This is a genomic window from Agrobacterium sp. LAD9 (assembly GCF_003031125.1).
Taxonomy (GTDB): Bacteria; Pseudomonadota; Alphaproteobacteria; order Rhizobiales; family Rhizobiaceae; genus Agrobacterium; species Agrobacterium radiobacter.
This window is the reverse complement of sequence record NZ_PHGS01000026.1, coordinates 96,096-111,686: the sequence shown is the minus strand read 5'-3', so window position 1 is coordinate 111,686 and position 15,591 is coordinate 96,096. Positions and strand designations below refer to the sequence as shown.

At 59.7% G+C, this 15,591-nt stretch carries 13 protein-coding genes; all 13 read left to right on the top strand.

Annotated elements, in window-relative coordinates; all coding sequences use genetic code 11:
- The first annotated feature begins 1 nt into the window (after position 1).
- Positions 2-1,843 (top strand): succinate dehydrogenase flavoprotein subunit, encoded by a 1,842-nt coding sequence (sdhA, locus tag DA915_RS24555; RefSeq protein ID WP_003504988.1) that lies wholly within the window; start codon positions 2-4, stop codon positions 1,841-1,843.
- A gap of 15 nt (positions 1,844-1,858) precedes the next feature.
- Positions 1,859-2,638 carry a succinate dehydrogenase iron-sulfur subunit gene (locus DA915_RS24550; RefSeq protein ID WP_003504987.1) on the top strand — a complete coding sequence of 260 codons (780 nt, stop codon included), beginning with the start codon at positions 1,859-1,861 and terminating at the stop codon, positions 2,636-2,638.
- A gap of 205 nt (positions 2,639-2,843) precedes the next feature.
- Entirely contained in the window at positions 2,844-3,386 is a 543-nt protein-coding gene (locus DA915_RS24545) for a protease inhibitor Inh/omp19 family protein (protein ID WP_003523510.1), read from the top strand.
- Positions 3,387-3,478: 92 nt separating this feature from the next.
- A complete protein-coding gene (gene zapE, locus DA915_RS24540) occupies positions 3,479-4,642 on the top strand; it encodes a cell division protein ZapE (protein ID WP_107677584.1) in 1,164 nt (387 codons plus the stop codon).
- Positions 4,643-4,820: 178 nt separating this feature from the next.
- Positions 4,821-5,783 carry a malate dehydrogenase gene (mdh, locus tag DA915_RS24535; RefSeq protein ID WP_003504984.1) on the top strand — a complete coding sequence of 321 codons (963 nt, stop codon included), beginning with the start codon at positions 4,821-4,823 and terminating at the stop codon, positions 5,781-5,783.
- Between the two features lie 31 nt (positions 5,784-5,814).
- Entirely contained in the window at positions 5,815-7,008 is a 1,194-nt protein-coding gene (gene sucC / locus DA915_RS24530) for an ADP-forming succinate--CoA ligase subunit beta (RefSeq protein WP_003504983.1), read from the top strand.
- 18 nt (positions 7,009-7,026) lie between these two features.
- Positions 7,027-7,929 carry a succinate--CoA ligase subunit alpha gene (gene sucD / locus DA915_RS24525; RefSeq protein WP_003504982.1) on the top strand — a complete coding sequence of 301 codons (903 nt, stop codon included), beginning with the start codon at positions 7,027-7,029 and terminating at the stop codon, positions 7,927-7,929.
- A 174-nt stretch (positions 7,930-8,103) separates the two neighbouring features.
- Positions 8,104-11,100: a 2-oxoglutarate dehydrogenase E1 component gene (locus DA915_RS24520; RefSeq protein ID WP_003504981.1), complete on the top strand. Its 2,997-nt coding sequence runs from the start codon at positions 8,104-8,106 to the stop codon at positions 11,098-11,100.
- Between the two features lie 53 nt (positions 11,101-11,153).
- The gene (odhB, locus tag DA915_RS24515; protein WP_107677583.1) at positions 11,154-12,377 is read left to right on the top strand and encodes a 2-oxoglutarate dehydrogenase complex dihydrolipoyllysine-residue succinyltransferase; all 1,224 of its coding nucleotides are present in this window, start codon (positions 11,154-11,156) and stop codon (positions 12,375-12,377) included.
- A gap of 22 nt (positions 12,378-12,399) precedes the next feature.
- Entirely contained in the window at positions 12,400-12,810 is a 411-nt protein-coding gene (locus DA915_RS24510) for an MAPEG family protein (protein ID WP_107677582.1), read from the top strand.
- 10 nt (positions 12,811-12,820) lie between these two features.
- Complete coding sequence (locus DA915_RS24505) at positions 12,821-13,459, top strand: LysE family translocator (RefSeq protein ID WP_107677581.1); 639 nt, start codon at positions 12,821-12,823, stop codon at positions 13,457-13,459.
- Between the two features lie 66 nt (positions 13,460-13,525).
- Positions 13,526-14,932 (top strand): dihydrolipoyl dehydrogenase, encoded by a 1,407-nt coding sequence (gene lpdA, locus DA915_RS24500; protein WP_107677580.1) that lies wholly within the window; start codon positions 13,526-13,528, stop codon positions 14,930-14,932.
- A gap of 127 nt (positions 14,933-15,059) precedes the next feature.
- Positions 15,060-15,560, top strand: coding sequence for a cytochrome b (locus DA915_RS24495; protein ID WP_107677579.1), 501 nt, complete (start codon positions 15,060-15,062; stop codon positions 15,558-15,560).
- Positions 15,561-15,591: the final 31 nt, after the last annotated feature.

Sequence of the window (15,591 nt, the reverse complement as noted above, 5' to 3'; positions counted from 1 at the left end):
CATGGCATCGATCAGTTCACCTTCCCAGAATGGCAAGGCCTACACCTATGTCGATCACTCCTATGACGTGATCGTGGTGGGCGCCGGTGGCGCGGGTCTGCGCGCAACGCTCGGCATGGCGGAACAGGGTTTCCGCACGGCCTGCATCACCAAGGTTTTCCCGACGCGCTCCCACACGGTTGCGGCGCAGGGCGGCATTGCCGCCTCGCTCACCAACATGACGCCCGACTGTTGGCAGTGGCACCTTTACGACACCGTAAAGGGCTCCGACTGGCTGGGTGACGTTGATGCGATGCAATATCTCGCCATGGAAGCGCCGAAGGCGGTCTATGAGCTTGAGCATTACGGCGTGCCTTTCTCGCGTAACGAAGAAGGCAAGATCTACCAGCGCCCCTTCGGTGGCCATATGCAGAATTACGGTGAAGGCCCGCCGGTGCAGCGCACCTGCGCCGCTGCTGACCGTACCGGCCACGCCATCCTGCACACGCTTTATGGCCAGTCGCTGCGCAACAACGCGGAATTCTTTATCGAATATTTCGCGCTCGACCTCATCATGTCGGCAGACGGCCGTTGCACCGGCGTCGTGGCGTGGAACCTCGATGACGGCACGATCCATCGCTTCTCCGCCAAGATGGTGGTTCTCGCGACCGGCGGTTACGGCCGCGCCTATTTCTCGGCGACCTCTGCCCACACCTGCACCGGCGACGGCGGCGGCATGATTGCCCGTGCCGGCCTGCCGCTTCAGGACATGGAATTCGTGCAGTTCCACCCGACCGGCATTTATGGCGCAGGCTGCCTCATTACCGAAGGCGCGCGCGGCGAAGGCGGTTATCTCGTCAACTCCGAAGGCGAGCGCTTCATGGAGCGTTATGCGCCTTCGGCAAAAGACCTTGCCTCGCGTGATGTGGTGTCGCGCTGCATGACGATGGAAATCCGTGAAGGCCGCGGCGTCGGCAAGAACAAGGATCACATCTTCCTGCATCTCGACCACCTTGATCCGGCGATCCTGCATGAGCGTCTTCCAGGCATTTCCGAAAGCGCGAAGATTTTCGCCGGCGTCGACGTAACGCGCGAGCCGATCCCGGTCCTGCCGACGGTTCACTACAATATGGGCGGCATTCCGACCAACTATTGGGGTGAAGTGCTGAACGCCGATGCCAACAACCCGGAACGCATCGCGCCCGGCCTGATGGCTGTTGGCGAAGCCGGTTGCGCCTCGGTTCATGGTGCGAACCGCCTCGGTTCCAACTCGCTGATCGACCTCGTGGTCTTCGGCCGTGCCGCCGCAATCCGCGCTGCCCAGGTCATCGACCGCGATGCGCCGGTTCCGGCGCTCGACATTGCTGCCTGCGACAAGATCATGGAACGCTTCGACAGCCTGCGTTATGCCAACGGCTCCACGCCGACGGCGGTGCTGCGCGACAAGATGCAGCGCGCCATGCAGGACGATGCGGCGGTGTTCCGTACGCAGGAATCGCTCGAGAGCGGCTGCAAGCGTCTTTCCGCCATCTGGAAGGAACTGCCTGACGTCAAGGTCACCGATCGCTCGATGGTCTGGAACTCCGATCTGGTCGAGACGCTCGAGCTGCACAACCTGATGGCCAATGCGATCACCACGGTCTATGGCGCGGAAGCGCGCAAGGAAAGCCGCGGTTCGCACGCCCGTGAGGATTTCGTCGACGGTCCGTTCGCCGGTCGCGATGATGTGAACTGGCGCAAGCACACGCTTGCCTGGGTCAGCCCCGAAGGTGATGTCAAGCTCGACTACCGCCCTGTTCACACCGACCTGATCGCCGACGGCATCGATCCGAAAAAGATCGAGCCGAAGGCTCGCGTCTACTGATTTGAGGAACTGGATATGGTTGAACTAGCTCTCCCCAAGAATTCCCAGATCAGCGAAGGCAAAGTCTGGCCGAAGCCTGACGGTGCCAGGAACGTTCGCGAATACCGGATCTATCGCTGGAACCCGGATGATGGCCAGAACCCGCGCATCGATACCTATTATATCGATGTCGACGATTGTGGCCCGATGGTTCTCGATGCGCTTCTCTACATCAAGAACAATATCGACCCGACGCTGACTCTGCGCCGCTCCTGCCGTGAAGGCATCTGCGGTTCCTGCGCGATGAACATCGACGGCACCAATACGCTCGCCTGCACCAAGGGCATGGAAGAGATCAAGGGTACGGTGAAGGTCTATCCGCTGCCGCACATGCCTGTGGTGAAGGACCTCGTTCCCGATCTGTCGAACTTCTACGCCCAGCATCGCTCCATCGAACCCTGGTTGAAGACGGTTTCGCCGACGCCCGCCAAGGAATGGAAACAGAGCCACGAGGACCGCCTGAAGCTGGACGGTCTTTATGAGTGCATTCTGTGCGCCTGCTGCTCCACCTCCTGTCCCAGCTACTGGTGGAATGGCGACCGTTACCTTGGTCCCGCTGTTCTGCTGCAGGCCTATCGCTGGCTCATTGACAGCCGTGATGAGGCAACCGGCGAGCGTCTCGACAATCTCGAGGATCCGTTCCGCCTCTATCGCTGCCACACCATCATGAACTGCGCGCAGGCTTGCCCGAAGGGCTTGAACCCGGCCAAGGCGATCGCGGAAATCAAGAAGATGATGGTCGAGCGCCGCGTTTAAAGGCGATTCGCTGACAACGAAAAATCTATCGGGCCGCGGTCTCGACCGTGGCCCTTTTTACAACCCGGCGTGGGAAAATTCGGTAAAAATCGACCGAAATGGTAATTATCCCGGCCATCGCTTGCGCAAGATAAGGCTTTGGTAATAATTCAGCCTTCTTGTTTGATCATGATCTTTCCGGAAGCGAGAGAATCGGGAGCTTGATATGCAATTCAGATATGTGGTGACGGGCCTTGCGGTTGTGATGACTCTCGCCGGTTGCCAACGTACCTCCTACGATTACAACAACAACGCCAGCAACAATCCCGGTTATACGCCGCCTTTGCAGGCGCAGCCGGTGCCTTCCGTCCAGTCCGGCGCCCTGCCGCCGCCCGGTGGCGCCACCGGCAGCCAGTTCCCGTCGGCACCTGCCTCGGCGGCCCCTGGCGGAACCAATGTTGCTTCCGCCGCTCCGCCGGCAGCCGCACTTGACGTTACCAAGGAATCCATGGTCGGCAACTGGCGCGTTTCCAATGGCGGCGCCAATTGCGACATGTTCCTGACGCTCACCAATCTCGGCAGCGGCTCGCGTGGCGGCACGCGCGGTTGTGCGGGCGAGTTGACGGCGATGGGGTCCTGGGAAGTGTCCGGCAAGATGGTTCTCTTCAAGAACCGTTCGGGTGACACGATCGGCCGCGTCTACAAGAGCGCCGATGCGCGCTTTGACGGCACGACCAATAGCGGCCAGCCGCTCAGCCTCAGCCGATGAGTCTTTCCGGTGCAGCCGGAACGCTCTTTTCGCTCTAAGCCTGTTCATTCGTCGCGGGTGCCTTTGTGCGCCCGCGTCCGAGGCGTTTATCCATGAAGCCTTTGCCTGATTACAATCATAGTGTCGTTGAACAGCTCAACGCATTGACGGCAGCTGGCACCTTGCAGGCCGATGCCGCCCAGCTTGGCGTGGCGGCGCATCTTGACCGTATCCTTGCGGATCTGAAGGCGCGCAAGCCCGCCAAGAAGAAGAGCGCGCTCGGCTGGATGTTCGCGCGCAAGTCCGGGCCTGCCGCCCCCGTCAAGGGATTGTATGTCTATGGCAGCGTCGGCCGCGGCAAGACGATGCTGATGGACATGTTCTACGAGATGGCTCCCGTCTCTTCCAAACGGCGGTGCCATTTTCATGAATTCATGGCGGATGTGCATAATCGTGTGCATGCGCATCGGCAGAAGCTGAAGAATGGCGAAACCAAACAGGCCGATCCCATTCCCCCCGTCGCGGCGGAGCTTCTCGCGGAAGCGGAGCTTTTATGCTTCGACGAATTCACGGTCACGGATATTGCCGATGCGATGATCCTCGCCCGGCTGTTCAGCGAACTCTTCGCCAATGGGTGCACATTGGTGACGACCTCCAATGTCGTGCCCGACAATCTCTACAAGGATGGTCTCAATCGCGGCCTTTTCCTGCCCTTCGTCGATCTGCTGAAGAAATATGTTGACGTGGTGACGCTGGACAGCCCCACCGACTACCGGATGGAGAAGCTGGAAAGCCTTCCGGTCTACGTCACGCCGCTCGACGGTTCGGCGGATCAGGCGATGGACATGGCCTGGCGGCACATGACCGGCGGTCATCTCGTTGCCCCAACGGAAATACCCATGAAGGGCCGCTCCATTCTGGTGCCACGCGCCAGTGGCCGGGTGGCGCGCTTTTCGTTTTCAGATCTCTGCGAGAAGCCGCTCGGGGCTTCCGACTTCCTGGCCATCGCCAATCGTTTCGATACGGTCTTCATCGACCACATCCCGCTGCTCAACGCGGACAAGCGGAACGAGACCAAGCGTTTCATTATCCTCATTGACGCGCTTTACGACCATAGCGTCAGGCTTTTCGCATCAGCCGCAGCCATGCCGGAAGACCTGCTCGGCAAACGCAAGGGAACCGAAGGTTTCGAGTTCGATCGTACGGCCTCGCGCCTGTTCGAGATGCGCAGTGCAGATTACCTGGCGCTTCATCACGAAAAGCGGCAGAAAGTTTGACACTTTCGTGACGCATTTTCTTACGTTTACGTAAGAAAATAATGATCTAAACGATTGAAAATATTCACCACAAAAGAATCTGTTGCCTATTTTAGCCAATGGGGCTAATCGGAGTGCGACAATTTGGCTGCCGGTTTGGCGCGGTGAAATTGAATTGAAGCTCAAGAGGAAGCATTCGATGGCTCGCAAAAAGATTGCACTTATTGGTTCTGGCATGATCGGCGGCACGCTGGCGCATCTCGCCAGCCTGAAGGAACTGGGCGATATCGTCCTCTTCGATATTGCTGACGGCATCCCGCAGGGCAAGGGTCTGGATATTGCCCAGTCCGGCCCGGTCGAAGGCTTCAATGCAAAGCTCACCGGCGCTTCCGATTACGCAGCCATCGAAGGTGCTGACGTCTGCATCGTCACCGCTGGCGTTGCCCGCAAGCCAGGCATGAGCCGCGACGATCTTCTCGGCATCAACCTCAAGGTGATGGAACAGGTCGGCGCCGGCATCAAGAAATATGCCCCGAACGCTTTCGTCATCTGCATCACCAACCCGCTCGACGCCATGGTCTGGGCGCTGCAGAAGTTCTCCGGCCTGCCGAAGAACAAGGTCGTCGGCATGGCCGGCGTTCTCGACAGCGCCCGTTTCCGCCTGTTCCTCGCTGAAGAATTCAATGTTTCGGTCCAGGACGTCACCGCCTTCGTTCTCGGCGGTCATGGCGATACGATGGTGCCGCTCGCCCGTTATTCCACGGTTGGCGGCATTCCGCTGACGGATCTCGTCAAGATGGGTTGGCTGACCGCCGAGCGCCTTGAGCAGATCATCCAGCGCACCCGTGATGGTGGTGCTGAAATCGTCGGCCTACTCAAGACCGGTTCGGCCTATTACGCGCCGGCCGCTTCAGCAATCGAAATGGCTGAATCCTACCTCAAGGACAAGAAGCGCGTTCTGCCCGCCGCCGCCCACCTCTCGGGTCAGTATGGCGTTGATGATATGTATGTCGGCGTTCCCACCATCATCGGTGCCGGCGGTATCGAGCGCATCATCGAGATCGAACTCAACAAGGAAGAAGAAGCCGCCTTCCAGAAATCCGTCGGCGCCGTCGCTGGTCTTTGCGAAGCCTGCGTCAACATCGCTCCGTCGCTGAAGTAATAGCCTAGCGGCTCCAAACAGGGATTATTCCATGAATATTCACGAATATCAGGCCAAGGCTCTTCTGAAGGGCTACGGCGCGCCGGTTGCTGAAGGCGTCGCCATTCTCAAGGTCGAAGAAGCCGAAGCTGCCGCAAAGCAGCTTCCCGGCCCGCTCTACGTCGTCAAGAGCCAGATCCACGCTGGCGGCCGCGGCAAGGGCAAGTTCAAGGAACTCGGCCCCGACGCCAAGGGCGGCGTTCGTCTGGCAAAGTCGATCGACGAAGTCGTTTCCCACGCCAAGGACATGCTCGGCAACACGCTGGTAACGGCGCAGACGGGCGACGCCGGCAAGCAGGTCAACCGTCTCTACATCGAAGACGGCGCAGACATTGCCCGCGAACTCTACTGCTCGCTGCTGGTTGACCGTTCCGTCGGCCAGGTTGCTTTCGTGGTTTCCACCGAAGGCGGTATGGATATCGAAGCTGTCGCCCACGACACGCCCGAGAAAATCCACACCATCGCCATCAACCCGGAAAAGGGTGTCAGCGATGCCGACGTTGCCGCGATCTCCAAGGCTCTCGAGCTTGATGGTGTTGCTGCGGAAGACGCCAAGGCGCTGTTCCCGATCCTCTACAAGGCCTTCAATGAGAAGGACATGGCTCTCCTCGAGGTTAACCCGCTGATCGTCATGGAAAATGGCCATCTGCGCGTTCTCGACGCCAAGATGTCTTTCGATGGCAATGCGCTGTTCCGCCATGACGACGTCAAGGCGCTGCGCGACGAGACCGAAGAAGACGCCAAGGAAATCGAAGCCTCCAAGTGGGACCTCGCTTACGTGGCTCTCGACGGCAACATCGGCTGCATGGTCAACGGTGCCGGTCTCGCCATGGCGACGATGGACATCATCAAGCTTTACGGCAAAGAGCCGGCTAACTTCTGCGACGTCGGCGGCGGTGCCGGCAAGGAGAAGGTTGCTGCAGCCTTCAAGATCATCACGGCTGACCCGAAGGTCGAGGGCATCCTCGTCAACATCTTCGGCGGCATCATGAAGTGCGACGTCATCGCTGAAGGCGTGATCGCAGCCGTCAAGGAAGTCGGTCTCAAGGTTCCGCTCGTCGTGCGCCTCGAAGGCACGAATGTCGAGCTTGGCAAGAAGATCCTCAACGAGTCCGGCCTTGCGATCACCGCGGCTGACGATCTCGACGATGCGGCGAAGAAAATCGTCGCAGCGGTGAACGGCTAATTTGAAGGACCGGATATAATGTCGATTCTCGTCAATAAAGACACCAAGGTCCTCGTGCAGGGCCTGACCGGCAAGACCGGCACCTTCCACACCGAACAGGCGCTTGCCTATTACGGCACGCAGATGGTCGGCGGTATTCACCCGAAGAAGGGTGGCGAAACCTGGACCGGATCGAAGGGCGAAAGCCTGCCGATCTTCGCGACGGTTGCTGAAGCCAAGGAAAAGACCGGTGCAGACGCATCCGTGATCTACGTTCCGCCGGCAGGTGCTGCGGACGCCATCATCGAAGCGATCGAAGCTGAGATCCCCTTCATCACCTGCATCACCGAAGGTATCCCGGTCATGGACATGGTTCGCGTCAAGGCTCGCCTCGACCGCTCCAAGTCGCGCCTGCTCGGCCCGAACTGCCCGGGTATCCTGACGCCGGAAGAATGCAAGATCGGCATCATGCCGGGCTCCATCTTCCGCAAGGGTTCGGTTGGTATCGTTTCGCGCTCCGGCACGCTGACCTATGAAGCCGTGTTCCAGACCTCCAACGAAGGCCTCGGCCAGACCACGGCTGTCGGCATCGGCGGCGACCCGGTCAAGGGCACCGAGTTCATCGACGTGCTGGAAATGTTCCTCGCTGACGAAGCCACGCAGTCGATCATCATGATCGGCGAAATCGGCGGCTCGGCTGAAGAAGATGCAGCACAGTTCCTGATCGACGAAGCCAAGAAGGGCCGCAAGAAGCCGATGGCCGGCTTCATCGCAGGCCGTACGGCTCCGAAGGGTCGCACCATGGGCCACGCCGGCGCTGTCGTTTCCGGCGGCAAGGGTGACGCAGAATCCAAGATCGCAGCCATGGAAGCGGCTGGCATCAAGGTTTCGCCTTCCCCGGCGCGCCTCGGCAAGACGCTGGTTGAAGTCCTCAAGGGCTGAGACCACATGACATCGGTACGGGCGGCGCGGCTTTAATGCCTCGCTGCCCGATGCCGCAAGAAGACAGACAGACGGCATACCGCCCCGGCGGCAGATAGCAGTAATCAAAGCGGCAGGCCGGCGAACGGCCCTAACGGCATCGAGGAGGCGGACGGATAAGTCCGCAAGAACACAATGGCAAGGCAAGAAGCGAACGAGCAGTTTCAGATCACGTCGTTTCTGGACGGCGCGAATGCAGCCTATATCGAGCAGCTCTATGCCCGGTACGAAGAGGATCCCTCTTCCGTGTCGCCGGAGTGGCAGAGCTTCTTCAAGGCGTTGTCCGATAATCCGGAAGACGTGAAGAAGGCGGCCAAGGGCGCCTCCTGGAAGCGCGCCAACTGGCCGATCCCGGCCAATGGCGAACTGGTATCCGCACTGGACGGTAACTGGGCCACGGTCGAAAAGGCCATCGAGAAAAAGGTTCAGGCGAAGGCTGAAGCCAAGAGCGCAGACACCGGCAAGCCGGTCAGCGAAGCCGAAGTGCTGCAGGCGACCCGTGACAGCGTTCGCGCCATCATGATGATCCGCGCCTATCGCATGCGCGGCCACCTGCACGCCAAGCTCGATCCGCTCGGTATCGCCGTTGCGGTTGAAGATTACAACGAGCTGTCACCGAAGTCCTACGGCTTCGAGGAAAGCGACTACGACCGCAAGATTTTCATCGATAACGTTCTCGGCCTCGAATATGCGACTGTGCGCGAGATGATCGATATTCTGGAGCGCACTTACTGCTCCACCATCGGCGTCGAATTCATGCACATGTCCAGCCCGGAAGAAAAAGGCTGGATTCAGGAACGCATCGAAGGTCCGGACAAGGGCGTTGCCTTCACGGCCGAAGGCAAGAAGGCCATTCTGTCGAAGCTGGTTGAAGCCGAAGGTTACGAGCAGTTCCTCGACGTGCGCTTCAAGGGCACCAAGCGTTTCGGCCTCGATGGCGGCGAATCGCTGATCCCGGCGCTGGAGCAGATCATCAAGCGCGGTGGCCAGGACGGTCTGGAAGAAGTCGTGCTCGGCATGGCCCATCGTGGCCGTCTGAACGTTCTCACCAACGTCATGGGCAAGCCGCACCGCGCCGTGTTCCACGAGTTCAAGGGCGGTTCGTTTAAGCCTGACGATGTCGAAGGTTCCGGTGACGTGAAGTACCATCTCGGTGCCTCCTCCGACCGCGAATTCGACGGCAACAAGGTTCACCTGTCGCTGACGGCCAACCCGTCGCACCTTGAAATCGTCAACCCCGTTGTCATGGGCAAGGCCCGCGCGAAGCAGGACCAGCTGGCCAAGACATGGGACGGCGACATCATTCCGCTTTCCGAACGCGCCAAGGTGCTGCCGCTGCTGCTGCACGGCGATGCCGCCTTTGCGGGTCAGGGCGTGGTTGCCGAAATTCTCGGCCTTTCCGGTCTGCGCGGCCACCGCGTTGCCGGCACCATGCACTTCATCATCAACAACCAGATCGGCTTCACGACCAACCCGGCCTTCTCGCGTTCGTCGCCCTATCCGTCCGACGTCGCCAAGATGATCGAAGCGCCGATCTTCCACGTCAACGGTGATGATCCGGAAGCGGTTACCTATGCGGCCAAGGTCGCGACCGAATACCGCATGAAGTTCCACAAGCCTGTCGTCATCGACATGTTCTGCTACCGCCGCTTCGGCCATAACGAAGGCGATGAGCCGGCGTTCACGCAGCCGAAGATGTACAAGGTTATCCGTGGCCACAAGACAGTCGCGCGCATCTATGCCGACCGCCTGATCGCGGAAGGCCTGATGAACGAAGGCGAATTCGAGAAGATGAAGGCCGACTGGCGCGCTCATCTGGAACAGGAATTCGAGGCGGGCCAGTCCTACAAGCCCAACAAGGCCGACTGGCTGGATGGCCAGTGGTCTGGCCTGCGCGCCGCCGACAATGCCGATGAGCAGCGTCGCGGCAAGACCGGCGTGCCGATGAAGCAGCTGAAGGAAATCGGCAAGAAACTGTCGACCATTCCGGAAGGCTTCAGCGCCCACCGCACGATCCAGCGCTTCATGGAAAACCGCTCGCAGATGGTCGAGACGGGCGAAGGCATCGACTGGGCGATGGCGGAAGCGCTTGCTTTCGGTTCGCTCGTTGCCGATGGCCACAAGATTCGTCTTTCCGGTCAGGATTGTGAACGCGGCACCTTCTCGCAGCGTCACTCGGTTCTCTACGATCAGGAAACCGAAGAGCGTTATATTCCGCTCGCCAACCTTTCGCCGACGCAGGCCCGTTACGAAGTCATCAACTCGATGCTCTCGGAAGAAGCCGTCCTCGGTTTCGAATATGGCTATTCGCTTGCCCGCCCGAATGCGCTGACGCTCTGGGAAGCTCAGTTCGGCGACTTCGCCAACGGCGCGCAGGTGGTTTTCGACCAGTTCATCTCTTCGGGTGAACGCAAGTGGCTGCGCATGTCCGGTCTCGTCTGCCTTCTGCCGCATGGTTACGAAGGTCAGGGTCCGGAGCACTCTTCCGCCCGTCTGGAGCGCTGGCTGCAGATGTGCGCCGAAGATAACATGCAGGTTGCCAACTGCACGACGCCGGCCAACTACTTCCACATCCTGCGCCGTCAGGTGAAGCGCGACTTCCGCAAGCCGCTGATCCTGATGACGCCGAAGTCGCTGCTGCGTCACAAGCGCGCCACTTCTTCGCTGGCCGAGCTTGCAGGCGAGTCCTCCTTCCACCGTCTCCTGTGGGACGATGCTGAAGTCATCAAGGACGGCCCGATCAAGCTGCAGAAGGATTCGAAGATCCGCCGCGTCGTCATGTGCACGGGCAAGGTCTATTATGATCTGCTCGAGGAACGCGAAAAGCGTGGTATCGACGACATCTACCTGCTGCGTGTCGAACAACTCTATCCGTTCCCGGCGAAGGCGCTCATCAACGAGCTTTCCCGTTTCCGCAATGCGGAGATGGTCTGGTGCCAGGAAGAACCGAAGAACATGGGTGCGTGGTCGTTCATCGATCCTTACCTGGAATGGGTTCTGGCGCATATCGACGCCAAGTACCAGAAGGTCCGTTACACGGGCCGTCCGGCTGCCGCCTCTCCGGCGACTGGCCTGATGTCCAAGCACCTGGCGCAGCTTGCTGCGTTCCTGGAAGACGCGCTGGGAGAGTGAGAACTCTCCCGCATCGCCCCGCAAAAAAGACACCTGAATAACGGAACTAGATCATGGCCACTGAAATCCGCGTACCAACCCTCGGCGAATCCGTCAGCGAAGCGACCGTAGGCACCTGGTTCAAGAAGGTCGGCGATACCGTCAAGGCCGACGAACCTCTCGTTGAACTGGAAACCGACAAGGTTACCGTTGAAGTCCCGGCGCCTGCGTCCGGCGTTCTCACCGAAATCGTTGCGCAGAACGGCGAGACCGTCGGTCTCGACGCGCTTCTCGGCCAGATCGCCGAAGGTGCAGCCGGCGCTGCAACCGCTGCACCTGCCGCAAAGCCTGCTGCGGCTGCCACACCGGCACCTGCCGCCGTTGCCGCTCCGGCAACCGGCTCCATGCCGCCGGCACCTGCCGCCGGCAAGCTGCTTGCTGAAAACAACCTGTCTGCCGATCAGGTTGACGGTTCGGGCAAGCGTGGCCAGGTTCTGAAGGGCGACGTTCTCGCTGCCGTCGCCAAGGGTGTTTCTGCACCCGCCGCTGTTCCGGTTGCCGCTGCTGCCCCCCGCCCGGTTTCGGCCGAACAGGATCAGGTTCGCGAAGAGCGCGTGAAGATGACCCGCCTGCGCCAGACGATTGCCCGTCGCCTGAAGGACGCGCAGAACACGGCCGCCATGCTGACCACCTATAACGAGGTGGACATGAGCGCGGTCATGGACCTGCGTAACCGCTACAAGGACGTGTTCGAGAAGAAGCACGGCGTCAAGCTCGGCTTCATGGGCTTCTTCACCAAGGCCGTGACCCACGCGCTGAAGGAACTGCCGGCCGTCAACGCTGAAATCGACGGCACGGACATCATCTACAAGAACTATTGTCACGTCGGCATGGCTGTCGGCACCGACAAGGGCCTCGTCGTTCCGGTCATTCGCGATGCCGACCAGCTCTCCATCGCGGGCGTCGAAAAGGAACTCGGTCGTCTTGCCAAGGCAGCTCGCGACGGTTCGCTCGGCATGGCCGACATGCAGGGCGGCACCTTCACCATCACCAATGGCGGTGTTTACGGTTCGCTGATGTCCTCGCCGATCCTCAATGCACCGCAGTCGGGTATCCTCGGCATGCACAAGATCCAGGAGCGTCCGGTCGCCATCGGCGGTCAGGTCGTCATCCGTCCGATGATGTATCTTGCGCTCTCCTACGATCACCGTATCGTTGACGGCAAGGAAGCAGTGACCTTCCTCGTTCGCGTCAAGGAAAGCCTGGAAGATCCGGAACGTCTCGTTCTCGATCTCTAAGACCAGATAGGGGAGAAGAGGGATGGAAAACCTGGCCGGCGGGAATGGACCTTTTGTGTTCCTGCTGGCGCTCAGCGTTATTCTTCTTCTCCTGCATATCTGCCTTCAGGCCATGTCCGTTACGCGGGAAGTTGGTCTTGCCTGGAATGCGGGTGCGCGTGATGCGCGTCCGGACCTCAAAGGGGTCTTTGCGGGACGCGCGCAGCGCGCCTCGGATAATTTTCGCGAGACCTACCCGGCTTTCGTCGGTCTGGTTCTCGCTCTTGCGATCGTCGGCGACGCCTCCGGCTGGGGGCTGGCGGGCGGCTGGATATGGACCGTTGCGCGCGTCGTCTACATCCCGCTTTATCTTGCAGGCGTTCCCTATGTGCGGTCGATCGCGTGGGTCGTTTCCCTCGCAGGTCTGGTCCTCATGCTTGTCGCGCTGATCTGAGGTCGAGCCTATGCATCAATATCTCATCGAACTTGCATCCCTGATGGCGATCTTCTTTTTCGCGATCGTTTCCCCCGGTGCCGATCTGGCGATGGTCATGCGTCAGGCCATGGTGCACGGGCGCAAGCAGGCCATCATCACCAGTTTCGGTGTCGGAACGTCGCTGATGTTCCATGTCACCTATACGATCCTCGGACTTGGCCTCATCATTTCCCAGTCGATCTATCTCTTCAACATCGTCAAATGGCTCGGCGTCGCCTATCTGATCTATATCGGCATCAAGGCGCTGCGCGCTGGCAAGACCGAACTGCCGACGGCTGAAGGTGAGGTTCGGGCCAAAAGCGGCCAGACAGGGCTCAAGGCCTTCACGCTCGGCTTCGCCGCCAATGCGCTCAATCCCAAACCGGTGTTTTTCTTCCTGTCGATCTTTTCGACGGTGGTTCACGCGCATACGCCGGTCGCCATCAAATTCGGATACGGGCTCGTCATGGCGAGCTGCCTCATCCTGTGGTTCGTCGGCGTCAGCCTGTTCATGACGACGCCACGCATGCGCGCCGCTTTTCAGCGCGCCAGCCAATGGATCGACCGCACCAGTGGTGTGGTGTTCATCGCTCTCGGTATAAAACTCGCAACGGAAAAAGCGGCCTGAGTTTCAGGTCAAACGCAAGCAGGGCAATGATCCGCATCTTGCCCGACATCAATCAGGAAAACGAACATGGCATATGATGTAGTTGTAATTGGCACGGGCCCCGGCGGTTATGTTTGCGCGGTCAAGGCGGCACAGCTCGGTCTCAAGGTCGCCGTCATCGAAAAGCGCGCGACCTATGGCGGCACCTGCCTCAATGTCGGCTGCATCCCTTCCAAGGCGCTGCTGCACGCGTCCGAAACCTTTGCGCATGTTGCCCATGGCGTCGATACGCTCGGTATCGAAGTTGCTGCTCCGAAGCTGAACCTTGAAAAGATGATGGGCCACAAGGACGGCGTGGTGAAGGCCAATGTCGATGGCGTTTCCTTCCTGTTCAAGAAGAACAAGATCGATGCCTTCCAGGGCACCGGCAAGGTGGTTTCCGCCGGCAAGGTTTCCGTCACCAACGACAAGGGTGAGACACAGGAAATCGAAGCCAAGAACATCGTCATCGCCACGGGTTCTGATGTTGCCGGCATTCCGGGCGTTCAGGTCGATATCGATGAAAACGTCATCGTTTCCTCCACCGGCGCGATCGCCCTTTCCAAGGTTCCGGAAAAGCTGATCGTTGTCGGCGGCGGCGTGATCGGCCTCGAGCTCGGTTCGGTCTGGTCGCGCCTCGGCGCGAAGGTCACCGTTGTTGAATATCTCGACAATATTCTCGGTGGCATGGACGGCGAAGTCTCCAAGCAGGCGCAGCGTCTGCTCGCCAAGCAGGGTCTCGATTTCAAGCTCGGCGCCAAGGTGACGGCCGTTGAAAAGACGGGCACCGGTGCGAAGGTGGTGTTCGAGCCGGTCAAGGGCGGCGCTGCCGAAACGCTGGAAGCAAACGTCGTGCTGATCTCCACCGGCCGCAAGCCCTACACCGAAGGTCTCGGCCTTGCCGAAGCCGGTGTCGTGCTGGACAGCCGCGGTCGCGTTGAAATCGACGGCCACTACAAGACCAATGTCGACGGCATCTACGCGATCGGCGACGTGGTGAAGGGCCCGATGCTGGCGCACAAGGCGGAAGACGAGGGCGTTGCTCTCGCGGAAATCCTCGCCGGTCAGCGCGGCCACGTGAACTACGACGTCATTCCGGCCGTGGTCTATACGCAGCCTGAAATCGCTTCCGTCGGCAAGACAGAAGAAGAACTGAAGGCCGCCGGCATCGCTTACAAGGTCGGCAAGTTCCCCTTCACCGCCAATGGCCGCGCCCGCGCCATGCAGGTGACGGATGGTTTCGTGAAGATTCTTGCCGACAAGGAAACCGATCGGGTTCTCGGCGGTCATATCGTCGGCTTTGGCGCTGGCGAAATGATCCACGAAATCACCGTGCTGATGGAATTCGGTGGTTCTTCGGAAGATCTCGGCCGCACTTGCCATGCGCATCCGACCATGTCGGAAGCGGTGAAGGAAGCAGCGCTGGCGACCTTCTTCAAGCCGATCCACATGTGATCGGTTTTGGAGCCCGCTGCTCCAACATTAAATTTCAGTCATCTGCCAAACCCCGGCTTGCCATGCAGGCCGGGGTTTTCCATACTCGCGCCATAGCCTGTCTAACCTTTTGATAAAAGGCAATAAAATGGCGTTTCCAAGTCAAGTTTCCTTTTCGATTCCACAGCGCATCATTCACTGGGCGATGGCGCTTCTGATCTTCTTCAATCTGGTGTTTCCCGATGGTATGGAACATGCCTATCGGCTGATGCGGCGGGGCGAGACACTGACGCCGGAGCAGATTTCTTCAGCCAATATCCACGCCTATGTCGGTTTTGCCGTACTGATTCTTGCGGTTTTGCGCCTCTGTCTGCGCTTCTTCCAAGGGGTGCCGCCGCATCCCGCCGAAGAACCGCGACCGTTTCAGATCGCCGCGAAGGTGGCGCATTTCACCTTCTATGCCCTGTTTCTCGTTCTGCCCCTGTCAGGTATCGCCGCTTATTATTTCGGTGCTCAGTCGGCCGGGCAGTTGCATTCCGGTCCCTTCAAGGCGCTGATGTGGGTGTTGATCGCCGGTCACGTCGGCGCCGTTCTGGTTCATCAGTTCTACTGGCGCACCAATGTCCTGAAGCGCATGACGCACGGCTAAGCGGCGGTTTGTCGCGTTCCCGGTTCCTTGG